Here is a 25,663-nt window from a genome sequence, read left to right as displayed (position 1 = left end):
GGTTGCGGTTGCGGTCGCGTTACGTATACAAAATGTTCGGACTCCAGTACGTCGTGTCGTAGCTGTTATTTCCGTTTTTGTCCAGGACGAAGTAGAGCACGTCGCCCGCCGTCACGCTGACGGTCAGCGAATGGCTGACGCCGGTCGCGTCGTTGTAGGCGATCGCCTGCCAGCCGCTCGCCGGCCATAGCTGCGCGGCGTTCTTCAAGATCTTGACCCGGACGCCGTCCCCGCCGTTCGTATCCTGCTTCCGTGCGTTGCCCGTGACGCGCACCGCGCCCGACGCCGGGGCGGTCCACGCCCGCACCGTGTCGTCGGCGTCCGGATGCATCAGGCCGCCGTCGTGAATGATATTCCAAGCGTTCGTCCCCCGCCAAGTCTTGTCCGTCGCGTTCCATGACATGCTCGTATAGGGGGAAGCATTGCCCTGCAGATAGTTCCAGTTCCAGCCGCCCTGATACGTCAGGAAGTCGGTCGATGCGTTAAACACCGGTTTGTAGGTAATCATCGCATCCAGCACGGTCGTGTCATAGCTGTCGGTGCCGTTCTTGTTGACAACGATATAAACGTAATCGCCGGCGGCGACGTTCGCAATGACGCCAAACTGCACGCCGAGCCGATCGGTCGCCGCAATCGTCTGCCAGCCGCCGGACGGCCACAGTTGGGTGCCGTTCTTCATGATTTTAATCCGCACGCCGTCGCCGCCGCCCGTATCCCATTTGGCCGCCGTTCCCTTGATCATGACCGTGCCCGTACTCGGGGCCAGCCATGCTTTGGCCGCGTCGTTGTTCTCCGGGTGGACGAAATTCGGCCCCCACATGCCGATGTACGAGCCCGTCCCCCTCCATTTCCGGTCCGTCGCGTTCCACGTCATATTGGCGTAGCTGCTGCCGTTCCATTCCTTGTAGTACCACTGATTCGCCCCCTGTACGGAGGAAAAGTCCAGCCCGCCGACATACGTATCGACCGGCGCGGCAGAGCGCCTGACGACGACGTTTTTCACGTAATTGTTGACGTTAAACGGCTTGTCGCCCAGATCGGTCAAATATTGTCCGTCGATCGATACGTCCTCGAACAGAATGTCGCTGACCGGCTTGCCAAGGTCCCAGCCCCACAGCCGAATCTCCTTCGAACCGGTGCCGACGGCCGTAATGTTCCGGAACGTCACGCCGCTGATGAGCCCCGGGAAGGACTGGTTGCCCGGCAGCGAACCGAACCAGAAGCTGTCCGCAAACGAGAGATTGACGAGTCGGACGCTCTGCTCGACCCGGATGTCCTGGTACAGAATGTTGCGGAACTGCGTGCCGTTCAAGGCGGTGATATCCATAACGGCCCGGTCCTGGATGACCCCGTGATTGTCGCGGTCGTCATAGCTGTACAGGACATCGTTGTTCAAATACTTGATGTTCTCGTAATAGGCGGCCTGCGTCTCCGCGCCGAGCGACCATACGTCGTTGGCATCGCTCCAGAATTGACTGTTCTGGATGGTGATGTTGTAGTTGGGCGCTCCGCTCGCCGGATTATCGCTTGCGTTGTAGCCTGGCGTGACGACGCCTTTGATCGCGATGCAATCGTCGGCGGTCCGAAAGAAAGAGCGGTCGATCGTCACGTCGTGGGAATTGACGAGATTCAGCCCGTCCGTACTTGCATAAGTCGGGCTGACGACTTTATAATCGGTGACGCTGACCTGGCTGCTGTTGTCCATCAAGCTCGACCAGGAACCGATCCGCCGGTCAACGATGATGCCGCTCATCTGCACGTTCGTGCTCGACAAGATGCTGATCGGCTGATTCAGATAAGTCGACGTATAATTCATGCTGACGATGCCCCGGCCCCGGATCGCGACATTCGAGGCGCCGCGCACTTCGATATGCCCGTTCAGAAACGCGCCGCCGGCGATATACAGCGTCTTGCCCGAACCGACCGTGATCGTCGTCGTCGGCGTGGAAGAGTAGTCGTAATAGCCGGGTCCGATGTAGATGACGTTCGGATCGGACGGACTCGGCACGCTCGTCTCTGGTGCGCTGGCGAACAGGTGGAGCGTGCGGCCCTGATAGTTCCCGTCCAAAATAAGCGATACGTTGGTCGGGCCGTTCAGCGTGAACTGAATCGTGTTCCCGCTCCGGGTAGAGGCGAGGCTGAGGGATGCGGGCGCAAGTTTATAGGAAGAAAAAGAAAAGTTGACCGTCACCGACACGGTTATGGAGCCGGTCATGTCGAAGTAACCGTACGATACCTTGTTGCCCCAGCCGTTATTGTCTCCGTACAGATCGATGGCGCTGCTGCCCGCTGTGACCGTGAAGTCGGAGGAGCGAGGAGCGCCGGTGGGCGCCGCATAGGCGGTGACCGTACCGGCGGCGTGCGTCGCCGGCACGCCGAAGGCCAGGGGTGCGACGAATAAAGCCGCCGCGAACAGAAGACGGACGAAACGCAAACCGATGTTTCTCATACCGATTTACCTCCCGAAATGAAGTTTAAACCCGCAATATAAAACGCTTTCACTTTTATTTGAAAAAATGGCCTGTCACGCTTTCCTTTCCCTCAGGCGAAGTAGGTTGCGGAGCGAACGCCGCCCCGCCCCGCTCCCTCATGAACCTGCACTTCCTCCCGGCGTGTCAGTCTTCCGACAGCGCAAGCGTACCGCCCTCCGTCTTCATGCGGAAAAATACGGGGCGCTCGTCCGGCGTCCGGTTCGGGCAATGCAGCGCGAGCGTCAACTGTCCCTTCAGGTCCGCGAACAGCATCCCGTGCCCGCCGTCCCGGCGGAAGAACGGCATCGCCTCCTGCGTCCACGGCCCTTCAATCTCCCCGGACACAGACTTGGCGATGCCCATCGCGTACCCTTCGGCACCGTGGCTCGACCAGAGCATCCGCAGCTCCCCCTCAGCCGGGCGGAACAGGAACGGACCGTCCGTCACGAAGCCGCGAACGTCCGGCTGTCCCGCAGCTTCGTACACCGTGCTCCGCACCCAAGGCGCCTCCGTTGCGGCGAACAGCTTGATCGGCTCTCCTGCCGTCTCGGCCAGGTCCGCGCTCAATCGAAGGGCATACATCTCGCCGTCCGTCACCTGCAGCCACTCCCGGCAGAATACGATCCAAGGATCGCCCTGCCGATCCGCGTACAAGGTGCCGTCGAGACACTCCCAGTCCGGCGGCGTCGCCGGCCGGTCCGACAAGGGCCTGAACGGGCCGAGTGGCCCGTCCGCGGCCAGAATCTGCGTTGCGCGCCGCCGTCCGGGCGCCTTGAAGCTGGCGAACATATAGTACCGGCCCTTCCAGCGGTGAACCTCCGGCGCCCAGAAATTTTCAGTCCCCCAGAATCCGACCTCGGGCCGAAACGCCGGGAACGGTCCCTCCCACTGCTCCAGATCGCGGCTGCGGTAGACATCGAAGCCGGTGCCCGGGCCGGACCATGCGTTGCGGTCGGTCGTGCCGTACAAATAGTACAATCCCTCTTCCGGCACCGTCACGACGAACGGATCGCGAATTTGAATATCGCTTCTGTGCAGCATACCCGCCATTTCCTCCTTATCCGTCAACCTGCGCGAATTCCAATACGAACGGCTTCGATGCATTTGCCGCAGTCCTCGATCCTGAACCGCACGGTTCCGGCCTCGCGATCCTCTAGCCTGATCCCTCTTGTTCGAACACTTCGTCGTCTCCCCTTTATCCTTTGACGGACCCCGCGGTCATGCCGTCGATGATGTAGCGTTGCAGCAGCAAATAGACGATAACGACGGGCGCCGAGACCAGCACGACATTGGCGAAGATCAAATTCCAGTCCGAGCTGTACGTGCCCAGGAAGTTGAAAATGGTCAGCGTCACCGTATAGTTGCGGGGACTGTTCAGGAAGTAGATCGTAATGCCGAAGTCGTTCCAGACGCCCATAAAAGAGATGATGATCAGCGTGACGGTCACCGGCCGCAGAAGCGGGAAAATGATGCCGAAGAACAGGCGGTACGGTCCGACCCCGTCCACGATGGCCGATTCGTCGATCTCGCGCGGAATGCTCTTGTAAAACCCGGTGTACAGGAAAGTGCCGAACGAGAAATTCGTTACCGACAGCATGACAACGGCCGCCAGATACGTCTTGACATGCAGATAGTACGTAATGAAGTAAGCGGGAATGATCTGCAGCGGGATCATCAAGCCGAGCAAGATGAATAAATAGAGCAGGCCGGACATTCGCGTGTTTTTGCGCTGCAGCGTAAAGGCGGTCATCGAGCAGAGCACGATGAGCAGCGCCACCGTGGCAAACGTGACGATCGCGCTGTTTTTCAGCCCGGTCAGCACGCCGCCGGCGTCGATCATCTCGGCATAGTTGGAGAGGAGGAACCACTTCCTCGGCAGCGCGAGGCTCATAGCCGCCGCGCCGGCTTTATCCTTGAACGAATTGACGACGATAAAATAGAGCGGGACAACGACGAGCAGGCTGAGAAGCAGCCCGGCCGCCTCCGCGGCCCAGCGCGGCCGCTTGCGGCTCATAGCTCCACCTCCTTGCGCGCGATCAGCTTCCACGTGGGCAGCGTGATCGCGATGACGATCAGCGACAGCAGGATGCTCGCGGCTGCGCCTTCGCCTAACCGGCCGCTGCCGAACGACTTGAACACCAGCGTGCCGAACACCTCCGTCGCCGAGCCGGGACCGCCTTGCGTCACCGCCTGCACGAGGTCGAACACTTTCAGCCCGCCGATCAGGTTGACGATCAGCGCGTTATTAAAGTAGGGGAGCACAAGCGGGAACGTAATCGATCGGAATTGCTGCCATTCCGAGGCACCCTCTAGATTGGCGCTTTCGTAGTAGTCCTTGGAGATCGACTGCAATCCCGCCAGCACGATCGCCATCGTGAAGCCCGACCACTTCCACGTCTCGATGCCGACGAGCGAATAGATGGCCAGATGCGGATCGGTCAGCCAGTCCGGCGCGATCGCGGCGAGGCCGACGGCGTGCAAGAAGCGGTTGATCATTCCGTTCGTCGGATGCATCGCCGAGGTAAAGAAAACGCCGACCGCCACCGTGCTGAGCACTGCCGGCAGGAAGGCCACCGTACGCAAATAGTTGGTCGTCCGCAGCTTGCGGTTGAGGAAGACGGCGAGCGCCGTGCCGATGCCGACCTTGAGCAGCGTCGTGGCGAAGGCGAAGACGAACGAATTGCGGATGGCCGCGCTGAGATAATCGTCGGTGAGCACATTCATGTAGTTGGTCCAGCCCGTGAAGCGGATGTCCGAGAATGAAAAGCGGCCGATGTTCGCAAACGAGAGCACGCCCCCGAAGAGCGACGGCACGAGGAAAAATACGGCGTACAGCAGCATGCCCGGCAGGATGAGCGTATACGTGTAAGGCTTGTTTTTCGTTGGTTTCATCTTGCTCCGCTCCTATTTGTGTAAGGAATCGCCCCTCCCGGGGAATGGAGAGAGGGGCGACCGGCTTTATTTCCAGTTCGGATCGTCTTTGGCCTTCGCGTTTTTGGCCGTTTCCTGATCGAGCGCCTGCGCTACCTGCTCCGCAGTCTTGCCTCCGGCGTAATAATCCTGCATGAACTTGTCGAACGAGCCGTACGGATACAGCTCTCCGTTGCCCTGCCAGTGCAGGATGCCCTTGCCGTCCTTGAGCGCCGCGTTCAGGTCGGCGATCGCCGGCGACAGCGCCACTTCCACTTTTTTGTTCAGGTAGATGCCCGGCTGCGCTTCGGCGAAAATTTGCTGCGCTTGCGCCGAGGCGATGAAGTCGACCGCGCGTTTGGCCAGCTCGACGTCCTTCGCGGAGGTCGTCACCGACAAGGAGCCCGGCGGCGAGATGTTGACGTAGTTGTCGCCGTTGAGCGGGAACGGGAACGCGCCGATGTCGTTCACCTTGTCCGGGAACTTCTTGATGATCTCCCCGATGAACCAGGTGCCGTTCACGTGCATGGCCGCCGTGCCGTCCGCGATCGCCTGCTGCGCGGAATCGTACGTATCGGACAGGTACGATTTGTTGACGTAGCCTTTGTCGATCAGGTCCTTGGACTTCTTGATCGTATCGATGAAGTTCGTCAGATCCGCGTAATGCTTCTTGTTCGTGTTCATGTCCTGCCAGAAGTCAGGGAACGACTTGCCGCTCTGCACGATGTCCTGCGAGAAGCCGAAGTGCGGAACCGTCTGCAGCGTCCACGTATCCTTGCCCGAGTAGTAGACCGGCGTCTTGCCCGCTTCCTTGATCTTCTCGCACACCGCCAGGAACTCGTCCCATGTTTTCGGAACCGTCAGGTTCAGGTCGGCGAACACCTTCTTGTTGTAGAACACGCCCATCAAGGTCGTCGCGTCGATCGGCACGGAATAATACTTGCCTTTGTACTTGTAAACGCCGTCCAACGCGCTCTCGTCGTAATCCGCGTAGCTGGCGAGCCCCGTCAGATCGACGAGCTTGTCGAGCGCGTCCGCGTTTTGATCCATCCATTTCGGCCCGTAGTTTTGCAACAGGTCCGGCAGATCGTTGGTGGCGATCTTCGTCTTCAGCAGCTGCTCGCCCTGGCTGCCGCCGGCAATTTTCTGAATATCCAGCTTGAAGCCGAGCTCGGAGGCATGATCGCCGATGTACTTCTCCAGCGCTTGCCAGCCCGGCGTGTACCAATCTGTGAACATGAGCAGCGACAGCGTCTTGACCTCCTGCGGCTTGCTGCCGGTCGAATCCGATGCCTGCGCCGTTTGCGAGGCCGCCGAGGATGCCGGTGCCGCCGAGGTTGCCGGAGATGCGCCTTCGTTTTTCCCGTTCGCTCCGCACGCCGCCAGCGAGAACGCCATCGTCGCCGAGAGCGCGGTCAGGAACAACGCTTTTTTATGCAGCCGCCTTTGTTGCATTTTTGTTTCGCCCCTTGTCGGTTGTTTGTTTTCGCACTTTGAATATAGCGAAGATTCGGAGGCGGAAGGATTGTATTTTTTTTAAAAACGCTTTATTTTTATTAAATATCCGCGCCATTACCTCGCGAGAGAAGCGACGCGATTGGGAGATGACACCGATGCACCGGCCGCTTCGCACCCGACTGAACAGCATCAAGTTCAAGCTGTCCGCCGCGATCCTCCTCTTGTTCGTCACGTTTATGTCCGTAACCGTATACATGTGGTACGCCAACTCGACGGCCGATGCCGAGCGGCAGGCGGGACAGGCCGCGGCCGCTATGATCAACGTTTCGAGCGACAATCTGGAGACGTCGCTGCGCGACATCGACAAGATCGTCGCGCTGCTCTCCGTCGACACCGGCGAATACATGAACGATCTCGTGCGCAAGTATATCGAGCAGTACGACACGATGGACAAGGTGGAACTGATCCATACCGAGCGGGAAATTCAGGACTATCTGGTCAACGTATCGATGTTCAAGCATTATCTGACCGGCGTCACCCTCTCCGATCTGGCGGGGCACACCATCGAGTACGGCGTGACGACCCCGTTCGACGCGCTGCGTTCGCAGCCTTCGTTCGGCGAGCTGACAGGCATGGAGAACGAAGCGCTGCTGCTGCCTCCCCACTTGAATCCGCGTCTTGGCAGCAGTGCAGACCCGCAGAAGGGCAAGGTTATTACGATCGCGCGGCCGATCCGCAGCGGCGGGCGGGCGATCGGCTTCGTCGCCGCGGACGTCGACTACGAGATCGTCGAGGACCTTTTCGCCACCAACATCCGCAATGCCGGCCGTATGCTCATCTTTAATACGCGAACGGGTCAGCCCGTGCTCGACCAGCCGGACCTCGGCCTGGCTCCCTCCGATCTTGAACGCCTCGTCTCGCGCCCGGATGCCGACGGGGGCAGCTTCTACGCCCGCTTGTCGACGGGAAATACGTTCGCGGTATATCGCACCTCCGCCTTCACCAAGTGGACGACGATGGTGCTGATTCCCAAGGCGAATCTGCTCGCGGGCTCCACCTCCACGCGCGACAAGATGCTGAACGTCTCGCTGCTGTTTTCCGCCGTCGCCGTCCTGCTCATCCTGTCCATGTCCTCGCTCCTCACCCGCAATCTGCTGCGGCTGGGACGGGCGCTGAAGGAGGTCGCCAAAAACAATCTCGACGTCGCGATCGAGACCAAGTCGCAGGACGAAATCGGCCAGCTGTACCATCAGTTCAATTCCATGACCCGCCGCATGAGCGACCTCGTCGCCGAAGTCCGCTCGACCGAGCGCGAACGCAGCCGGGCGGAGATCCGTGCGCTGCAGGCGCAGATCAATCCGCATTTCCTGCACAATACGCTCAATACAATCAAGTTCCTGTCGATCCTGCAGGGCGCCGACAACATCAAGCTGGTCGCCGAGTCGCTGTCCGGTCTGATGCACGCGCAAATGGACGGGCGGCCGTTCGTCAGCGTGGACGAGGAGATGGATTGCCTGCGCAGCTACTTCAGCATTCAGAAGTTCCGGTACAGCGATAAATTCGCGGTTCATTTCAGTCTGGAGGAGGGCGTCGGCAAGCTGATGATTCCGAAGATGCTGCTTCAGCCGATCGCGGAGAACGCGCTGCTGCACGGTATCGCGCCGCTGAAGACGCAGGGGGCGATCCAGGTCAAATTGTTCACGAGCGAGGCGCAGCTCAAAATTCGCGTGCAGGACAATGGCGTCGGCATGAGCCCCGGGCAGCTCGAGGCGCTGGAAGCGCCGGATGCCTCGCCCCCGGGCGCGGACCATATCGGTCTGGCCAATGTCCGTTCCCGGATTCGCACCCTGTTCGGGGAACCGTACGGCTTAAGCGTCTGGAGCGAGGCGCAGCGGTTCACGACGGTGGAGATGTCCTTTCCGATGCTGAGCGAGGAGGAGGCGATGCGTTATGTATAAAGCGCTGCTGGTCGACGATGAATTGCTCGTGCGGACGAATCTGAAGCTGATGCCGGACTGGCGGCAGCAAGGCTTCGCGCTATGCGGCGAAGCGGCGAACGGCGCCGAAGCGCTGGAAGTGATCGAGCGGGAGCGCCCCGATCTGGTCGTCTCCGATCTGCGCATGCCGGTCATGGACGGCCTGCAGCTCTCGGCCGAGCTTGCCCGCCGCTATCCGGGCTCCAAAATGATCGTACTGAGCAACTACGACGACTTCGACTACGTGAAGGGCACGCTGCAGAACGGCGCCGTCGACTACCTGCTCAAGCACCGGCTGAACGCGGCGTCGCTGGCCGCGGCGCTCGCCCGGGTCAAGGCGCTGCTCGACGCCCGGCCGCAGCGCACGGACGGCGAGCGCACGGACGCGAACCAGCGGCTGGCGCTGCGCACCCGGTTCATCACCCAATTGATCGCCGGGTTCCATTACAGCCCCGAGGAGATCGGACACCAGACCCGGACGCTGGATTTGAAGCTGGATACCAGTCAGCTCATCCCTGTCATTCTGTCGATCGACGATTACCGATCCCGGCAGTCCCGCTCGACGCTCAAAGCGGCCGAGCTGGAGCGCTTCTCCATCTTGAACATTGTCGAAGAGATCGCGGGCGAGCTCGGCAACGGCGCGGTCGGCCACATCGGCGGCGACCGGTTCGTCATCCTGTTCTCGTTTCCCAACGTTCGCAGCGAGAACGCATTGGCCCTTGCCGTCGGCGAAGCGATATCCCGCATCGCGAGCTGTCTGCGGACCTTCCTGAATCTGTCCGCCAGCTTCAGCATCGGGCCGACCTGCATGACGCCCGCACAGATTCCGCACGCCTACAAGCAGGCGGAGAAGCAGATGCAGGACCGCTTTCACCTGGGGAAAAACGTCGTGCTGCGAAATGCGTCGATCGTGCAAGAAAATGAAACGCTCGCCGGGCTGGAGATCGGGACGGAGAAAGACATGCTCGCCTGCCTGAAAACGCAGGACGCCGCCGGCCTGCTGTCGATTCTGGACGGTCTGTTCGCGCGAATCAAGGCGGCGGCGCTCAGCATGGCCGGCTCCCAGCTGCTGTTCAACGACCTGCTCAGCCTGCTGCACCGCGCCATCCGCGAGCATGGCCTGGAGCTGGGGGCGCTCTATGCGGACGCGGTTCCGCCGCATGAGCGTCTTGCCGCTTTCGAAACGCTGGAAGAGGTCAGGGCATGGTTCCGTTCGCTGTTCGAACGGTACTTCGAATTGCTGCAGGCCGACGAGGGAGGGAACTATTCCGGCTATACCGCGGAGGCGATCCGTTATATCCGCAGCCACCTCGCGGACAACATCTCGCTCACAGAAGTGGCGGAGCGAATCGGCATCAGCGGCGCTTACTTAAGCACGTTATTTAAAAACGAAGTCAAGATCGGCTTCGCCGAGTACTTGTCCGACGCCCGCCTCGAGCGGGCCAAGGCGTATTTGGAGGACGGCCGCGAGGACATCAAGGACATCGCCGCCTTGTGCGGCTTCAATAGCGCCAGCTATTTTTTTAAAACTTTTAAAAAGAAAACCGGCATGACGCCCTCGGAGTTCGCCCGCGGCCGCAGCTCGACTTGACCGTAGGGGCGTTGTCTGTAGCTCAAGTTTAGGATCGCGGCCGGACGGGAATTCGCGAATAAATCCATGTCCGTTGTACAGCCTATGCTTACGAAAAGACCGCCGAGAGGAAGCGAACGGATGCAGGTAGAAAACCGACTCCCTTCCGACGTACACGCCGTACGAACGTTAATCGCGAACGTCATCCTGATCGGCGAGACCGGAAGCGGCCGATGGGCGCTGGTCGATGCCGGCGTCGTCGGTTGCGCGGACGATATCGTCGAGTCGGCGACAGCTCGATTCGGAGATGCGCCTCCGGACGCGATCGTGCTGACGCACGGCCACTTCGATCATGTCGGTTCGCTGCGCCCGCTGCTGCGGCGCTGGCGCGTGCCCGTGTATGCGCATGAGCTGGAGCTGCCCTACTTAACCGGCCAAGCCGACTATCCCGAAGCGGATCCCGACGTCGGGGGCGGGCTCATGGCGCGGATCTCCCCGTTGTATCCGCACAAAGGGATCGACATCTCGGGCGTCGTACGCCCGCTGCCCGAGGACGGTACGATCCCGACGCTGCCGGAATGGCGCTGGGTGCATACGCCCGGCCACACCGAGGGACATGTCTCGCTGTTCCGCGAGCGCGACCGGACGGTGGTGGCCGGCGATGCCTTTATCACCGTGAAGCAAACGTCCGCGTTCGCGGTGCTCTTGCAGGAGGAGGAGATTCACGGTCCTCCGCCGTACTTCACCTTCGACTGGCGCCATGCCGCCGAGTCCGTCCGCAAGCTGGAAGCGTTGAAGCCGGCTGCCGCGATCACCGGCCACGGCAAGCCGATGGCGGGCGAGGCGCTGGCGGAGGGGCTGGCGGAACTCGCGCGTTCGTTCGAGGAGCTGGCGGTTCCGCGTCGCTAAGCAGAGAATCAATTGCCGATACCGACCTATTTGCATGCGCATGCAAAGGTGGCCGGGCGCTGACCTCGGGCGTTGCAGAATAGCGCAATTTTGAGCTATAGCGGCGCTTATGCGAGGCGGCGGGCGAGGCGCTGACCTCAGGCGTTGCAGAATAGCGCAATTTTGAGCTATTGCGGCGCTTATGCGAGGCGGCGAGCGAGGCGCTGACCGCGGGCGTTGCAGAATAGCGCAATTTTGAGCTATTGCGAGGCTTATGCGAGGCGGCGGGCCAGGCGCTGACCGCGGGCGTTGCAGAATAGCGCAATTTTGAGCTATTGCGGGGCTTATGCGAGGCGGCGGGCCAGGCGCTGACCTCGGGCATTGCAGGGCGGCGGGTGTTGCGTTGAATTTGGTGAACCGCCGATTAGCGCATTTTTACGCCCCTGCAAACCGGACATTTCTTTCCCGCCATCCTCCCGGCCGCCCCGCCACCATCAATCAACCCGCGCCATGCCAAGCTTTTTCCGTCCGACAGCTCCCCGCGGCGCGCGGACATCAATTGCATCGACGAAGGACCGGCTGACACAGCCGGTCCTTTTCAATTTATGTCCGTATTCCGCTGATCGCCGCGCGCCTACACTGGAGGCAGATCCAGATTAGGTCCGCCAGCGGACGGAAACGAGGTGCTTCGGATCATGGAGAAGGCATTAGCCGCATTACCGGTCCGAAAGGAAAAAGGCTATTGGTCCCGGCTCGGCGCGCGCATTGTCAAACATCGGGCGATGTATGTGCTCGCGCTGCCGGGCGTGCTGTTTTTTATTTTGTTCAAGCTCACCCCGCTGTGGGGCCTGCTGCTCGCCTTTAAGGACTACAATCCCTACTCGGGCTTCGCGGGCAGCGAGTGGGTGGGCTTCAAGCATTTTGCCGACCTGTTCGCCGACCGCAACTTCTACATCATGCTCCGCAACACGTTCGCCATCAACGTCTTCGGGCTCGTCTTCATGTTCCCGCTGCCCATCCTGCTCGCGCTCATGCTGAACGAGGTCCGACACGGCGCCTTCAAGCGCTTCAACCAATCCATCGTCTACCTGCCGCATTTCCTGTCCTGGGTCGTCGTGGCGAGCATGACCTTTTTCGTCCTTTCCTCAGACGTCGGCATCGTCAACAAGCTGATTGGCGAAGCCGGGCACGAGCCCATCAGCTTCCTTTCCGAATCGAAGTATTTCTGGAGCCTCATCACGGCGCAGACGATGTGGAAGGAAGCCGGCTGGGGCACGATCATCTTCCTCGCCGCGATGGCGGGCGTGGACCCGCAGCGATACGAGGCGGCTGTCGTGGACGGCGCGAGCCGGTTCCGCCAGATCTGGCACATCACGCTGCCGGCCATACGCCCCACGATCCTCATTCTGCTCATCCTGCGCCTCGGCCAGATGGCGGACGTCGGCTTCGAGCAGATGCTGCTCATGATGAACCCGCTGGTCATGCAGGTAGCCGAGGTGTTCGACACGTACGCTTACACGCAGGGCATCCTTCGCGGTCAGATCAGCACGGGCGTGACGGTCGGCATGTTCAAGGGCGTCGTCGGCTTCGTTCTCGTGATGGCATCCAACTATATCGTCAAAAAATCCGGCCAGGAAGGCATCTACTAAGGCCAGAAAGGGGCATTTCGCATGAGCTTCGTATCCCGCAAAAAAATGACGGCGTTCGACTGGATCAACTACACGCTGCTCGCCCTCATTTCCCTCGTCTGCGTATTTCCGTTCCTGTACGTGTTCAGTGTCTCTTTTACAGACCCTGATGTGTACGTGCCGCTTCGTTTCTATCTGTTCCCGGAAAAATGGTCGCTGGCCGCCTATTCCTACATTTTGTCGACGGACAGCTTTGCCAATGCGTTAAAAAGCACGGCATTCATCACCGCCGTCGGCACGATTCTGAATCTGGTTGTCACCTTCTCCCTCGCCTACGTGCTGACCAAGAAGGACGTGCCGGGACGGGGCCCGATGATGGGCTTCGTCATCTTCACGCTCGTCTTCAGCGCGGGCATCGTGCCGAACTACCTGCTGGTTCAAAACCTCGGACTGCTCAACTCCTACTGGTCGCTCATCTGGCCGGTTCTGACCAACGCCTGGAGCCTCATCATCATCAAGAGCTTCCTGGAGTCGCTGCCCTCGGAGCTGGAGGACGCCGCCCGCATCGACGGCTGCTCGGACATCGGCGTCTTCCTGCGCGTCGTCCTGCCCTTGTCCATGCCGGCGGTCGCGGCGTTCACGCTGTTCTTCGCCGTGTCCCACTGGAATACGTACTTCAACGCACTTATCTATCTGTCCGACGCCAAAAAGTGGACGCTGCAGGTGCTCGTCAAAACGCTCGTCATCGACTCGGACAACGCCGGCATGGCGGGCGCGGGAGGCGACGAACGCTCGGTCCCGCAGGAAACGATCCGCATGGCCTCGATCATGCTGGCGATGGCGCCGATCCTGCTCGTTTACCCGTTCCTGCAAAAGCACTTTGCGAAGGGCGTCATGCTCGGCTCGGTAAAGGGATGAGTTTTATGAATACGGGAGGTCGAACTCTTTTGGAAAACAACGAACGCGGCTGGTGGCACAAGCCCCAGCGCATCATTCAGACGAATCTGCAGGTCAAAGACACGCATCTGATCGAACCCCGCCGCCTGGCGCGACAAATGAAAGAGCTCGGCGCGACCGCCCTCGTGTTCAACGTCGGCGGCATCTATGCCTGGTACCCGTCCGAAGTCGAAGGCCATCATGTCAACGAATATTTGCCGCAGGACTTCGATTTGCTGAAGGGCGTCGTAGACGCCTGCCATGACGAGGGCATCCGCTTCATCGCCCGGCTCGACTTCAGCAAGACGGACGATATCGTCTATCTGAAACGGCCGGGATGGTTCGTGCGCAAGCAGGACGGACAGCCGGAGATCATCGGCGCGCATCGCCCCGGCGCATGGTCGCTCCTCATGAGCACGTGCTTGAATGCGGGCTATCGCAACGAAGACGTCGCCGTCCCGGTGCTGGACGAGGTGCTCTCGCGATACGACGTGGACGCCGTCTTTTTTAACGCGCCGCACTTTCTCCCATGCTGGTGCGGCATCTGCCAACGCAAGTACGAGCGGCTGTACGGCGTGACGCTGCCGCCGGACCCGGCTGCTTTCGCGGCGGATTGGCCGTCGGCATGCATCCGGGACAACATGGACAAGATGTACCGGTTCATCAAGGGCAAGCGGCCGGAGGTTCAGATGATTCTGTACTACAACCTGTACAAAGACAATCTGTACGACAGGCTAGAGACGACCGATCTGTTGTGCACGGAGCCGCAGGATGTGCTGTCCGAGGGTCACCGGCGGATTCCGGAGTTCTGGAAGCCTGCGCTCAGCATCAAACTCGGCCGCTCCGCGCACGGCGTCCCCGCGCCGCTCGGCATCGTCCACTCCAGCCCAGGGATGGAGTGGCGGCACATCGGCCTGCCGCCCGCGGAATACCGGTTCTGGCTGTCGCAGATCCCTGCGCACGGGGGCAGCATCTGGCATTCGCTCACCGGCATCCCGGAGACGATCGGCGACAAGCGGATCTTGGAGACGGTCGCGGCGCTCAACCGCGACGTCGCCAAGGTTGAGCCGTACATGGACGGCGCCGGGACGCTGGCGCAGGTCGCGCTGCTGTGGACGGCGAACGCGGCCGCCGAAGGTTGGGCGGACGGCCTGATCAACCGCCAGGTCCCGTTCGACGTGCTGCTCGAGGAGCAGGCGACGCCGGAGCGGCTCGCTCGCTACAAGGCGCTTATCGCACCGGAGGGCCTGGCGCTGACCGAAGGCATGGCCGCCACACTGGCCGGCTATGCCGCTGCGGGCGGGCATGTCATCGCCGAGGGCGATGCCGCCGACAAGCCCGAATGGCGGGACCTGCTCGGCGTCCGCGACCAGGGCGCTGCCGGCGAATTGCTGTCGGCCGCCTACCTGCGGTTCGAGGGCGCGGACAATCCGCTCCAGGCCGGGCTCGCGGACACGGAGCTGATCGCGCTGCGGGGCGCCGTCTACTATGCGCAGCCGACGGCGGAGACCGCGGTGCTGGCGACGCTCGTGCCGCCATTCGCCCCGCTCGAGTGCGTGGGCGCGCCGCCCGAACGGGCCTCGCTGCCCGTGATCCGCACCGACCTGCCGCTGGCGCTGCATCGCCGGAGCGGGCTCGGAGGCTTCCTGTACTTCCCGTTCTCGCTCAGCGGCATGCTCAATGAATTCAAGCTCGGCGAGCATTACCAGCTGCTCGCCAACGCGATCGACCTGGCCCTTGGCGAGGATAAGCTCGTCGAAATCACGAACTATCAGGGGCTGCAGGTCACGTTGTTCGAACGGGACGACTACGTATTGGTCCACCTGGTCAACGGCGCCGGCAGGAGGCCGCTCGCCACCAATCTCCCGCTGCACGATATCTCGCTGAAGCTGCGGCTCCCCGGCCGGCGCGTGGCGGACGTGCGCAGACTGATCGCGGAGGACGCGCTGCCGTACAGCGAGGTGGATGGCGTGGCGGTTATCGACGTTCCGAAGCTGGAGGTGTGGGAGTGCCTGCTCGTCCGGACGGAATCTGACAGTACAGCTTAGGGGGATCGCGGGTTGGCTGCGGAGTTGCACGGTCTTTCCGGGCAACTCGTCCCCTACGGCAAAGAAGCCCGCCCCATCGGGCAGGCTTCTACTGTTCCGCGTTCAGCGCAGAGACATGCGGTACTGCTTCGGCGACATCGACAGATGCCGCTGGAACGCCCGGTTCAGGTTGCGCTCGGAGTAGCCGATGAGCTCGGCGATCTCCGCCACGCTGTGATTCGTCTCCTCCAGCAGCTTTTTCGCGCGATCGACCTTGTACTTCATCAGGTACTCGATAAACGTCATGCCCGCCTCCTGCTTGAACAGCCGGCTCAGATACGACGGGCTCATGCTCACGTACTCCGCGCACTCGATCAGCGAAGGCATGCCCTGATGCGTCTCGATATAGGCGCACACCCGTTGCACGGCGATCCGCGTCGCGTTCGCCCGGCTCTCCTCGGTGATCTGCCGGTGCATCGGAAACAGAAACTCCACGAACCACTCCTGCACCTCGCGATACGTCTGCCTCGCTTTAAGCTGCTCGAACAGATTGTCCCCGAGATTGTCCAGCACCCCGTAGCCCATCTCCTCGAGCGATTGGATGATGGACGACAGCAGAATGTGATAACAATGCATCGCCGTATTGTACGATTCGGACTGCCGGATGCGCTCGTAAAAACGTCCCAGGGACGCTTCCGCCAGACCAAGCTCTCCTTGTAGCAGATGCTCCGTAATCTCCAGCTCCAGCTCCTTCGGATAATTGAACGTCGCCAGCTTGCCCGAAGGGGCCGGCAGCGCGTCGTAGCGGAAGATCCGGCGATGCTCGTCGAAAAGGCGCTGCTGCAGCGCAGCCTCGGCCTCCCGATACGATTCGGCCAGCAGATGAAGGCCTTGGCGCACGCCGCCAATGCCGACCGATACCGTGAACGACAGATGCGTCTTCAGCGCCTCGCATACCCGCTCGGCATAAGCGTCCAGCATGCCCGCGGCCTCCTCCTCGCGAACAGGCGCATCCCAGCGAAGTACGGCGACGGCCTCCCGATCCTCCTTGCCCACCACGTAGCCGCTCGCAAACGGCCCGTCCTCCAGCAGCTCCTGCATCACGTTTTTCACCGCAAACACGATGATCGGCCCCTCGCTGGGCAGAAACCGCTTCTCTTTAAACAGATTCTCGGGCCGCACGACCAGCACCGCGAATCCTCCCGTCGCCGGCATGCCGTACGCCTGTGCCTCCGCCTCGACCGCCTGCGGCTTGAGCGGCGCGGACGCCGTCAGCAGCTTGAGCACGAAGCGGTCGCGCAGATCGGGCTGAATCCGCTCGATGTAGGCGCGCAGCGACTCCGCCTGGTCGTTCAGATAGGCGAGGCTCGACCGGATATAACCGATCTCGTTGCCCCTGCCCGCCGCGCCGGGCCCGTGCCGCAGCTGCCGGCCGTACAGAATGAGCTTGTCGATCGGACTGTAGGCGAACTTGGACGAAGCGACGGTCAGCACGATGCCGAGCAATAGAATGACGAGTACCGAGCCGAGAACGAACAGCCGCATCCAGTTCAGCTGTCCGGCGATCGCGCTCTCCGGCAGCATCGAGATATAGGTACGCCCAAGCGCCGTCTTGTACGTCGCCGTCAGCACCTTGCCGCCATCCGCTTCCCCCATGACAAACTGTCCCTCGCCGCCGCTGCCGGACAGCACGCTCCGGAACAGCTCGACCGAGTCGGCTTGCTTGCCGAGGAGTGCCGCGTCGGAGGAGTGGAGCAGGATCGTGCCGTCCGCGTCCACGACGGCGTACGACTCCTCGCCAGCCGCCCCGCCGGACTGGAACAGCTGTCGGCCGAGATCCGCCGCCTTGAGCTCGTAGATCAGCGCGCCCACGGGCTGCCCGGTCCGCATGACCGGCAGCTGGCGAACGTACGAAATATAGCCGTTGCTCGCATAAGCCGGCAGATAGGACCAGCCCTCGCTGCGCGCCCCCTTCAGGACCGCCGCTATGTTCGCGCGCTCCGGCGAGTCTGCCAGCGTCGTCTTCCCGTAAGCGTTGGACAACACCGTATCCGATGCGGTCGCGTAGAACACGATATCCTGCACGAGGCTGCTCGCGTTTTTTTGCACGGTCATCAGGTCTAGCAGGCTCAATTGAATCACGTATTGTTCGGCAAAGCCCGGTCTGCCGAGCCACGAACGGATCGTAGCGTTGGCGGCGAGCTGCATCGACTGGTATTCGATATCCGTCATCAGATTCTCCGTCCGCTCCTGGAGCAGCGTCAGGGAGGTGAGGCTGTCGGCCTGGAATTGCGCCTCGATCTTGTTCACGGAGTACCGGTAATAAGCCAGGCCCAGGATCAGGATCGGAATCGTGACGGAGACGCATCCCAGCCAGACGAGCCTTCTGAAATAATGCGATCGCGGAAACGCCCGGTAGGCGGCTTGTCGGACTTTGTTCAGCAGCGGCTTCATCAGGACCTCCCTCGAAACGGCGGTTGGGGCGCGATAGACAAGGAAGGCAACCGGCTCCCGGCCGGTCGCCTTCCGCTTTTCTACAAGTCTTGCTTTGCCGGGTTTACGGGTTCATCGCTTTGTAGTTCTCGGCGAATTCCTTATAAGCTTTTTTGGCTTCCGGCAGATTGTTGATCTTGTCGACGAACTGCTTGTACTGGTCCATCGTGATCTGTCCGACGATCGCCTGCGTCACCATGGACTTCCACTCGTTCTGATACTTCGCCCAGACGTCGTTCCAGGTGTCGGAGATCAGATAAGCGAACGGGTCGATGCTCCCGATCTCGCCGAAATTCTGCACCTCTGCGATCTTGGCGTCGTTGTAAGCTTTATCGCCCGACGCGCTGATGACCTTGCCCCATTTTTGAGTGGCCAGGACGCCTGCGTTCTTGCTCGTCGTGTTGACTTCCTTCACGCCCTGCTCGGTCAGCACCTTCTGTCCGCCCTCGACCGTATGATGCACGCCTTCGACGCCGTAGTACGCCAGATCGGTCATTTCCGTCGAAGCCGTCTTCTCGAAGTAGTCGAGCAGCTTCCATACCTTCTCCTCCGGCACTTTCTTCGAGATCAGGAAGCTGCCGGTGCCGCCGAGCGTCAGATTGACCGCGTACGCCTTCGGGCCTTTAAGCGTCAGGTTCAGAATTTGCGCGTCCGGCTGGCCGTTTTTCTTAATCAGGTCCTCCCACTCCTTGTCCCACCAGATGCTGCGGGTGTAGGAGGCGGCGCGGCCGGTCGTGAACAGGTCCTGTGCCTGCGTGCGCTTCATGACGGAAAATTCCTTGGACAGCGCGCCCGTCTCGTACAGCTTGCGGAAGTAGGCGATCGCGTCCGTGTAGCCCGGGTTCAGGTTCGTGAAAATGAGCCCGCCCTCGTCGTTGTACGTCGGCTCCATCGCGCCGAATGCCGAAGCGAAGGATGCGTCGCCGTCACTGATGATGACCCCCCCGCCGATCAGGCCGAGCGTGTCCGCGCGTCCGTTGCCGTCCGGATCGCCTTTCGTGATTTTCACCAGCGCGTTCGCATATTCGTCGAGCGTCGTCGGCACCGGGATGCTCAGCTTATCGAGCCAATCCTTGCGGATCTTGATGCCCGGGTCGATCTGCGACCGGGAGCCGGGCAGCGAATAAATCTTGCCGTCGACCGTCCGGTACTTATAAGCGTTCTCCGGTACGTTGTTCTTCAGGTTCGGATACTTGCTGAAGTCTCCGAGGAACGGCGTCAGATCCCAGAACGCGCCGCCCTTGATCGCGTTGATCAGCGTCGGCCGCTTGAAGTCGGGCGCCGCCAGCACCTCCGGCAGCTGCGCCGAGGCCAGCAGCAGGTCCAGCTTCGTGTCGAGATCGCCGGACGGCACCCACTCGACGTTCAGCTTGGTGTTGGTCTCCTTCTGCCACGCGGTCCAGAAGGCGTCGTTCATGTCGGGTACTTCGTTGTACAGTCCCGCGAACATCTGGATGGGGAGCGGCTCGCCGTTGCTCTCGGTCTTGCCCGCTCCCTGGGAGCTCGCCTTCGTCGCGCCGCTATTGTCGGACGGAGCTGCGTTATTGTCCCCGTTGCCTCCGCACGCCGCGGTGCCTGTAATCGCTGTCAAAAGTACGGTTGCCAGCCATGCATTCTTTATCGTCGGCTTCATCCTGTCATGTCCTCCCCGGATTGAAATGCTCGGCGCAGGCTCGCTGCCGCCTTGGCCTGTCGCTGCAACCCTATCGTACGACCGCCGCCCAAGGCAAGGTAGGGACATTACTTGAATCGGCCCGGAAGAAAGAAATGTCCGCCGAAAACCCAGACAGGGCAAGGCTTGCGAGCGACGGCGGCAGCGTGCGGGTAAGAAAAGTCCGGTCTGGAGACGGGTGGTCAACCGCCCTCGCGGCCGCTCATCCGGGTGACGAATTCCTTGGGCGAGCACCGGTTGAAGCGCTTGAACAGCTTGTAAAACTGCGCGATGCTCGGCACGCCGGCTTGGAGCGCGGCCTCCGCGATGCTGATGTCCCGCGTCAGCAGCAGCCGCTCCGCGGCCTTGATCCGCTTGCGATTGACATAATCGACGAACGAACACCCCATCGCCGAACGGAAGTAGCGGATGAAGTAGTGATAGCTGAAATTGAGCAGCCTGCTGACCTCTTCGACCGTAATTCGGTCCTGCAGATGCCGGTCGACATAGTCCAGCGCCGGCCTGAGGCGCAGCAGGTCCGGCTCCGCCGCGGCAGGAAGCAAGCCTTCGTCGCCGTTCCGGACGAACAGCCAGAGCAGCCGCTGGATCGCGGAGCCCAGCGCCAGCTCGTAGCCGCGCGCGCGTCCCCGATACTCCTCGTACATATGCGCGATTAACGCGTACGTCTCTTGTCGGACCTCGGGCTTGTCGCGGAACAGGCTGTTCAGGCGCTCAAGCGGCGCAGCGCCGTCCCCCAAGCCGTATAGATAGGGCAGCGCGGCGCTTGCCATATGCCGGCCGAGGTCGACTTGCAGCACGACGAAGCGGACCGGCGCAGCGTCGGCGCGATGCGTGCGGTGCAGCTGGGAAGCGCCGAACAGCGCGACGTCGCCCGGTGCAAGACGCATGTAGCCTTCCTGCGTCTGCATCCCCATCTCGCCTTCGACCATCGCAAGCAGCTCGACCTCTTTATGATGATGCCAGGGCCCATACGCCTCCTGCGCGGGAGCCGGCGGGTTCATCCCGACCTCCCATATTTTCATGTACAGGAGCGGATGGCCATAGACAACGGCCTCTTCGCGGACCGGCTCGCGGAGATCGTCCGCCAACGTTGTCATCGCTTACACCTCGCTTGGGGCACAGGAGTTTTTGGAGCCCCCAGTATAGCACATATGTCATTTTTGGAGAATAATCGGTCAGCTTTGAAACTATTCTTGCCTGCGCGGCGAAGCCTATAATGTGGGGGTCACGGCTGAACGAAAACGAGGAGGATGGCGGCATGAAGGACGAATTGCGCGTGTTGATCTGGAACGAATTCCGTCACGAGAAAAATAACGAGAAGGTGAAGGCCGTCTACCCGGACGGCATCCACCGCGCAATCGGAGAAGGGCTCGGGCACGATCTGACGATCGGATACGCGACGCTCGACGAAGAAGAGCACGGCCTCTCCGAGCAGCGGCTGGAGGATACGGACGTCCTCGTCTGGTGGGGGCACAAAGCCCATCGCGAGGTGTCCGACGATATCGTCGAGCGCGTGCATAAGCGCGTCCTTGCGGGCATGGGCCTCATCGTGCTCCACTCGGGTCACTTCTCCAAAATCTTCAAGAAGCTGATGGGCACGACCTGCAACCTGAAATGGCGGGAAGCCGACGAGAAGGAGCGGCTGTGGGTCGTGTCGCCGGGTCATCCGATCGCAGAGGGCATCGGCGAATTTATCGAGCTGGAGCAGGAAGAGATGTACGGGGAGAGCTTCGAGATTCCCGCCCCCGACGAGCTCGTCTTCGTGAGCTGGTTCGAAGGAGGCGAGGTTTTCCGCAGCGGCTGCACTTACACGCGGGGACAGGGCAAGATCTTCTACTTCCGCCCCGGTCACGAGACGTATCCGACCTATTACAACGAAGAAGTCCGCAAGGTCATTCGCAACGCCGTGCATTGGGCCGCGCCGACGGGCCGGCCGGCCTCGCTGTTCGGCAACCGCCAGCCGCTTGAGCCGCTCAAGTCGCGGCAAGAGGCGTAACGGCATGACTGCGAGCAGGACCGACTTGCAAAAAACAGCCGATACGACCGGTACCGCCGATACGACGAATACGATGGGCAAAACCGAGGCGACCGCGATGACCGATACGATCGACAAGGCTGCCCGCAAATTCCGCCTCGTCCAGGTCGGCTGCGGCAATATGGCCCGGCGCTGGGTCAAATACGCGACGGGCCGGCCGGACATCGAGCTCGCCGCGCTCGTCGACATCCATCTGCCGGCTGCGGAGGCGCTGGCCCGGGAATTCGGCCTCGACTGCCCTTGCTACGCCGACCTCGGGACGGCGATCCGCGAGACCGGCGCCGATCTCGTCTTCGACGTGACGATCCCCCAGGTCCACAAGACCGTCGTGACGACGGCCGTCGGGCTCGGCTGCGACGTCATCGGCGAGAAGCCGATGGCGGTGACGATGGCGGACGCTTACGAGATCGAGGACATCGTGCGACGGCACGGGCGCCGCTACGCCATTATGCAGAACCGGCGCTTCGCCCGGCAGATCCGGGAAGCCCGCGGCTTGATCGCCCAGGGTTCGATCGGCAAGCCGGCGCATGCAACGGCGAATTTCTTCCTTGGCCCGCACTTCGGGGGCTTCCGGGAGACGATGGACCATCCGCTGCTGCTGGACATGGCGATTCATACGTTCGATCAGGCCCGCTATCTGCTGCAGGCCGATCCCGTGTCGGTGTACTGCCATGAATTTAACCCGTCCCACTCCTGGTATGCCGGCAACGCTTCGGCCGTCTGCATTTTCGAGATGAGCGACGGCTCGGTGTTCACTTATAACGGCTCCTGGTGCGCGGAAGGCGAGCCTACCTCCTGGCAGGGCGATTGGCGCGTCGTCGGGTCCGAAGGCACTTTGATCTGGGACGGCACGAACGATTCGTACTGCAGCGTGGCGGAAGGCGATCTGGGGCCCGGCGACCGGATGCATGCGTACAAGCGCATCGAGCCGTCCGCGCCCTGGACCGGGCATGAGGGACATGACGGCTGCTTCGACGAGATGTTGGCCGCGCTCGCCGAAGACCGGCCGGCCGAGACGGACTGCTCGGACAATCTGAAAAGCATGGCGATGGTGTTCGCCGCGATCGAGAGCGCGCGGAGCGGGGAAAAGGTACGCATCGGTCCCGGACAAGCGTATGATAGAGGTTAGCACCTCATACTAGCTGTCCATTTGGGAGGAGAACCCGCCATGCGCTTCGTAATTGCCCCGGATTCATACAAAGGCAGCCTGTCCTCGCGCGAGGTCGGCGCTATTATGGCGGCTGCGATCCGCCGTGAAATCCCGCAAGCCGAGATCGACGTCTTCCCGATGGCGGACGGCGGCGAGGGTACCGTCGAGGCGCTCGTCGGCGCCTGCGGCGGCCGCAGCGAGGAGATCGTCGTGCACGGCCCGCTGGAGCCGGGCGCCGCGGCGCTCATCGGCCTGATCGAGCAAGACGGCGAGCCTGTCTACGTCATCGAGACGGCGAATATATGCGGTCTGCCGATGATTGCTGCGGATCGCCGAGATCCGTACGCCGCGACCTCGCGCGGGCTCGGCGAAGCGATCGCGCACGCGCTGGACCGCGGCGCCCGGCGCCTGATCGTCGGGCTCGGCGGCAGCGCCGTGAACGACGGCGGCATCGGCATGCTGGCAGCGCTCGGCGTACGCTTCACGGATCGGGCCGGCCGTCTGCTGGAGGGCCGGGGCGCAGACCTGCTGCGCGTGGCCGCGGTCGACTGGAGCGGCCTGGATCCGCGGCTCGCGGCGTGCGCGATCACGGCGGCCAGCGACGTGACGAGTCCGTTGACGGGACCGGCGGGCGCTTCGCTCGTGTTCGGGCCGCAGAAGGGCGCAACGCCCGAGCAAGCGGCGGCGCTCGACGAAGCCATGGGCGCGTATGCGGCGCTGCTGGAGCAGCCGGACGGGCCCAGTGTCGGCGGAGCCCGGACGGTCATGCCGAGTCCGGCGGACGAGGCAGGCGAGATCGGGCTGACCGGTGCCGAGGCGGATAAAGCCGTCGCGAATGGACTGCGTCTGGCGGAGCGGCCCGGCGCCGGCGCCGCGGGCGGACTCGGCTTCGCGCTGCTGCGGCTCGGCGCCCGGATCGAATCCGGCGCCGAGGTCGCGGCGCGGGCGACGGGGCTAAAGCAGCGCATCGTCGGCGCCGATTGGGTGCTGACCGGCGAGGGGCGCACCGACGCGCAGACGCTGAGCGGCAAGCTGCCGTTCCGCGTCGCGGAATGGGCGGCGGCCGAAGGCGTCCCCGCGATTCTCGTGTCCGGCGGTCTCGGACCGGACATCGAGCCGCTCTACGAGGCGTTCGCCGCCGTCTTCCCGATCGTCGGCCGACCGTCGACGCTGGACGAGTGCCTGGCCGAGGCCGAGGACAACCTGGCGAGAACCGCGCGCAATGTCGCAAGACTGATCAAGACGAAGACATAACGCCGAGGAGCGTGAAAGACTTGAAAAAGATCGGATTCATCGGATTGGGGAACATGGGCTTGCCGATGACGAAAAACCTCTTAGAGGCTGGCTACGAAGTATACGGCTTGAATCGCAGCAAGCCGGCCGAAGAACGTCTGGCCGCGTCGGGCGGCCGAACCGGCTTAGAGCGCGCGCAATTGGCGGCGGAGATGGACCTGATCGTAACCTGCTTGCCGATGCCCGCCGACGTGGAGGAAGTTTACCTCGGACCCGACGGGCTCGTCGCTAGCGGCAGAGAAGGCCTGATCCTGGTCGACTGCAGCACGGTCGGACCCGCCTTGTCCCGTAAAGTCGGCGCGGCTGCGGCCGGACGCGGGCTCCGGTTCCTCGACGCGCCGGTCAGCGGCGGAACGACCGGCGCAGCCGCGGGCACGCTCAGCATCATGGTCGGCGGCGACGATGAGACGTTCCGTCTTGCGCAGCCGGTGCTGGCCGCAATGGGCAAGCAGATCGACCGCGTCGGTCCCGTCGGCAGCGGCTCCGTCGTCAAGCTTGTCAATCAGCTCATGGTCGGCATCCACACGCAGGCTGTCAGCGAAGCGCTGGCGCTGGGCAGAAAAGCGGAGTTGGACGAGGAGCAGCTGGTGAACGTGCTCCTGGCCAGCTTCGCCAGCAGCCGCATCCTCGACAGGCATTATAACAACCATATCGGACCCGAACGCTTCGAAGCCGGCTTCGCCATCAAGCTGCTTGCCAAGGATCTGACGCTGGCGGCCGAGCTCGCCGCAGAGTCGGGCGTCGGCCTGTCCGCGGGACGCCGGATCAAAGGTCTGCTCGACGGCGCCGTTCGCGACGGCTTCGCCGAACAGGATATGGCGGCGATGCTGAATTATCAGCTCCGGCGCGACGAACCAAGCGAGGCGGTCAAGCACTTCGCCGTCTTCCTGCCGATGAAGGACCCCGAGCTCAGCGTGAAGTACCGCGGGCAGCACCTGCAATTTCTGGCGGATCGCCGCGCCGAAGGCAAGCTTCATGCCAACGGCAGGTTCGTCGACGGCGCCGGCGGCCTCGTCATTTACAAGGCGCGTTCCCTGGAGGAAGCGGAATCCTGGGTGAAGCAGGATCCGTACGTCGTCCAGGGCGCCCGGGGCTATGAGATCCACGAGTGGGATATCGTCCTGGCGGACGAGGCATAGTCGACCCTTTTCAGCTC

Annotated in this window: 18 protein-coding genes; 10 read left to right on the top strand and 8 right to left on the bottom strand. The window is 62.1% G+C overall.

The genetic code is table 11. The features are described 5' to 3' along the window. Window positions 1–19 precede the first annotated feature (19 nt). The 5 genes from ACFSR7_RS18000 to ACFSR7_RS17980 form a co-directional block, all read right to left on the bottom strand. Window positions 20–2,449, bottom strand: coding sequence for a glycosyl hydrolase family 28 protein (locus ACFSR7_RS18000; RefSeq protein ID WP_378163899.1), 2,430 nt, complete (start codon window positions 2,447–2,449; stop codon window positions 20–22). A gap of 166 nt (window positions 2,450–2,615) precedes the next feature. Then, window positions 2,616–3,512, bottom strand: coding sequence for a glycoside hydrolase family 43 protein (locus ACFSR7_RS17995; protein ID WP_378163897.1), 897 nt, complete (start codon window positions 3,510–3,512; stop codon window positions 2,616–2,618). 154 nt (window positions 3,513–3,666) lie between these two features. Beyond that, window positions 3,667–4,485: a carbohydrate ABC transporter permease gene (locus ACFSR7_RS17990; RefSeq protein WP_378163895.1), complete on the bottom strand. Its 819-nt coding sequence runs from the start codon at window positions 4,483–4,485 to the stop codon at window positions 3,667–3,669. Beyond that, entirely contained in the window at window positions 4,482–5,363 is an 882-nt protein-coding gene (locus ACFSR7_RS17985) for a carbohydrate ABC transporter permease (protein WP_378163893.1), read from the bottom strand. Before ACFSR7_RS17985 ends, ACFSR7_RS17990 begins: the two co-directional genes overlap by 4 nt. A 66-nt stretch (window positions 5,364–5,429) precedes the next feature. Continuing rightward, complete coding sequence (locus ACFSR7_RS17980; RefSeq protein WP_378163891.1) at window positions 5,430–6,836, bottom strand: ABC transporter substrate-binding protein; 1,407 nt, start codon at window positions 6,834–6,836, stop codon at window positions 5,430–5,432. Window positions 6,837–6,994: 158 nt separating this feature from the next. On the opposite strand from ACFSR7_RS17980, the gene ACFSR7_RS17975 reads away from it, so the two are divergent. The 6 genes from ACFSR7_RS17975 (at window position 6,995) to ACFSR7_RS17950 (ending at window position 15,885) form a co-directional block, all read left to right on the top strand. Then, window positions 6,995–8,797: a cache domain-containing sensor histidine kinase gene (locus tag ACFSR7_RS17975; protein ID WP_378163889.1), complete on the top strand. Its 1,803-nt coding sequence runs from the start codon at window positions 6,995–6,997 to the stop codon at window positions 8,795–8,797. After that, entirely contained in the window at window positions 8,790–10,406 is a 1,617-nt protein-coding gene (locus ACFSR7_RS17970; RefSeq protein ID WP_378163888.1) for a response regulator, read from the top strand. Before ACFSR7_RS17975 ends, ACFSR7_RS17970 begins: the two co-directional genes overlap by 8 nt. A gap of 120 nt (window positions 10,407–10,526) precedes the next feature. Continuing rightward, window positions 10,527–11,294, top strand: a complete 768-nt coding sequence (locus ACFSR7_RS17965) for an MBL fold metallo-hydrolase (RefSeq protein ID WP_378163886.1) — start codon at window positions 10,527–10,529, stop codon at window positions 11,292–11,294. A gap of 674 nt (window positions 11,295–11,968) precedes the next feature. Beyond that, a complete protein-coding gene (locus ACFSR7_RS17960) occupies window positions 11,969–12,922 on the top strand; it encodes an ABC transporter permease (RefSeq protein WP_378163885.1) in 954 nt (317 codons plus the stop codon). A gap of 21 nt (window positions 12,923–12,943) precedes the next feature. After that, entirely contained in the window at window positions 12,944–13,819 is an 876-nt protein-coding gene (locus ACFSR7_RS17955) for a carbohydrate ABC transporter permease (RefSeq protein ID WP_378163884.1), read from the top strand. A 29-nt stretch (window positions 13,820–13,848) separates the two neighbouring features. Further along, window positions 13,849–15,885: an alpha-amylase family protein gene (locus ACFSR7_RS17950; protein WP_378163883.1), complete on the top strand. Its 2,037-nt coding sequence runs from the start codon at window positions 13,849–13,851 to the stop codon at window positions 15,883–15,885. A 102-nt stretch (window positions 15,886–15,987) separates the two neighbouring features. Here ACFSR7_RS17950 and ACFSR7_RS17945 read toward each other — a convergent pair whose 3' ends face one another. The 3 genes from ACFSR7_RS17945 to ACFSR7_RS17935 form a co-directional block, all read right to left on the bottom strand. Further along, complete coding sequence (locus tag ACFSR7_RS17945) at window positions 15,988–18,318, bottom strand: helix-turn-helix domain-containing protein (RefSeq protein WP_378163881.1); 2,331 nt, start codon at window positions 18,316–18,318, stop codon at window positions 15,988–15,990. A 103-nt stretch (window positions 18,319–18,421) separates the two neighbouring features. Next, window positions 18,422–19,990, bottom strand: a complete 1,569-nt coding sequence (locus ACFSR7_RS17940; RefSeq protein WP_378163879.1) for a type 2 periplasmic-binding domain-containing protein — start codon at window positions 19,988–19,990, stop codon at window positions 18,422–18,424. Window positions 19,991–20,211: 221 nt separating this feature from the next. Continuing rightward, window positions 20,212–21,126: a helix-turn-helix transcriptional regulator gene (locus ACFSR7_RS17935; protein ID WP_378163876.1), complete on the bottom strand. Its 915-nt coding sequence runs from the start codon at window positions 21,124–21,126 to the stop codon at window positions 20,212–20,214. A gap of 161 nt (window positions 21,127–21,287) precedes the next feature. Between ACFSR7_RS17935 and ACFSR7_RS17930 the strand changes: the two genes are divergently transcribed. From ACFSR7_RS17930 to ACFSR7_RS17915, 4 genes are read left to right on the top strand one after another with little or no spacing between them, the layout of a single operon-like run. Then, the gene (locus ACFSR7_RS17930) at window positions 21,288–22,025 is read left to right on the top strand and encodes a ThuA domain-containing protein (RefSeq protein ID WP_378163874.1); all 738 of its coding nucleotides are present in this window, start codon (window positions 21,288–21,290) and stop codon (window positions 22,023–22,025) included. 4 nt (window positions 22,026–22,029) lie between these two features. Further along, window positions 22,030–23,193: a Gfo/Idh/MocA family protein gene (locus ACFSR7_RS17925; protein ID WP_378163872.1), complete on the top strand. Its 1,164-nt coding sequence runs from the start codon at window positions 22,030–22,032 to the stop codon at window positions 23,191–23,193. Window positions 23,194–23,232: 39 nt separating this feature from the next. After that, window positions 23,233–24,468, top strand: a complete 1,236-nt coding sequence (locus tag ACFSR7_RS17920) for a glycerate kinase family protein (RefSeq protein WP_378163870.1) — start codon at window positions 23,233–23,235, stop codon at window positions 24,466–24,468. Window positions 24,469–24,488: 20 nt separating this feature from the next. Continuing rightward, window positions 24,489–25,646, top strand: a complete 1,158-nt coding sequence (locus tag ACFSR7_RS17915; protein ID WP_378163868.1) for an NAD(P)-binding domain-containing protein — start codon at window positions 24,489–24,491, stop codon at window positions 25,644–25,646. Window positions 25,647–25,663 lie beyond the last annotated feature (17 nt).

Source organism: Cohnella sp. GCM10020058 (assembly GCF_042683485.1).
Taxonomy (GTDB): domain Bacteria; phylum Bacillota; class Bacilli; order Paenibacillales; family Paenibacillaceae; genus Cohnella.
The sequence above is the reverse complement of the archived record's forward strand: the minus strand, read 5'-3'. Positions and strand labels throughout refer to the sequence as shown.

Bases quoted from the DNA above. Each gene is read 5' to 3' on its own strand.
- ACFSR7_RS18000 (WP_378163899.1), bottom strand. From the start codon at position 2,449: ATGAGAAACATCGGTTTGCGTTTCGTCCGTCTTCTGTTCGCGGCGGCT.
- ACFSR7_RS17995 (WP_378163897.1), bottom strand. From the start codon at position 3,512: ATGCTGCACAGAAGCGATATTCAAATTCGCGATCCGTTCGTCGTGACG.
- ACFSR7_RS17990 (WP_378163895.1), bottom strand. From the start codon at position 4,485: ATGAGCCGCAAGCGGCCGCGCTGGGCCGCGGAGGCGGCCGGGCTGCTT.
- ACFSR7_RS17985 (WP_378163893.1), bottom strand. From the start codon at position 5,363: ATGAAACCAACGAAAAACAAGCCTTACACGTATACGCTCATCCTGCCG.
- ACFSR7_RS17980 (WP_378163891.1), bottom strand. From the start codon at position 6,836: ATGCAACAAAGGCGGCTGCATAAAAAAGCGTTGTTCCTGACCGCGCTC.
- ACFSR7_RS17975 (WP_378163889.1), top strand. From the start codon at position 6,995: ATGCACCGGCCGCTTCGCACCCGACTGAACAGCATCAAGTTCAAGCTG.
- ACFSR7_RS17970 (WP_378163888.1), top strand. From the start codon at position 8,790: ATGTATAAAGCGCTGCTGGTCGACGATGAATTGCTCGTGCGGACGAAT.
- ACFSR7_RS17965 (WP_378163886.1), top strand. From the start codon at position 10,527: ATGCAGGTAGAAAACCGACTCCCTTCCGACGTACACGCCGTACGAACG.
- ACFSR7_RS17960 (WP_378163885.1), top strand. From the start codon at position 11,969: ATGGAGAAGGCATTAGCCGCATTACCGGTCCGAAAGGAAAAAGGCTAT.
- ACFSR7_RS17955 (WP_378163884.1), top strand. From the start codon at position 12,944: ATGAGCTTCGTATCCCGCAAAAAAATGACGGCGTTCGACTGGATCAAC.
- ACFSR7_RS17945 (WP_378163881.1), bottom strand. From the start codon at position 18,318: ATGAAGCCGCTGCTGAACAAAGTCCGACAAGCCGCCTACCGGGCGTTT.
- ACFSR7_RS17940 (WP_378163879.1), bottom strand. From the start codon at position 19,990: ATGAAGCCGACGATAAAGAATGCATGGCTGGCAACCGTACTTTTGACA.
- ACFSR7_RS17935 (WP_378163876.1), bottom strand. From the start codon at position 21,126: ATGACAACGTTGGCGGACGATCTCCGCGAGCCGGTCCGCGAAGAGGCC.
- ACFSR7_RS17930 (WP_378163874.1), top strand. From the start codon at position 21,288: ATGAAGGACGAATTGCGCGTGTTGATCTGGAACGAATTCCGTCACGAG.
- ACFSR7_RS17925 (WP_378163872.1), top strand. From the start codon at position 22,030: ATGACTGCGAGCAGGACCGACTTGCAAAAAACAGCCGATACGACCGGT.
- ACFSR7_RS17920 (WP_378163870.1), top strand. From the start codon at position 23,233: ATGCGCTTCGTAATTGCCCCGGATTCATACAAAGGCAGCCTGTCCTCG.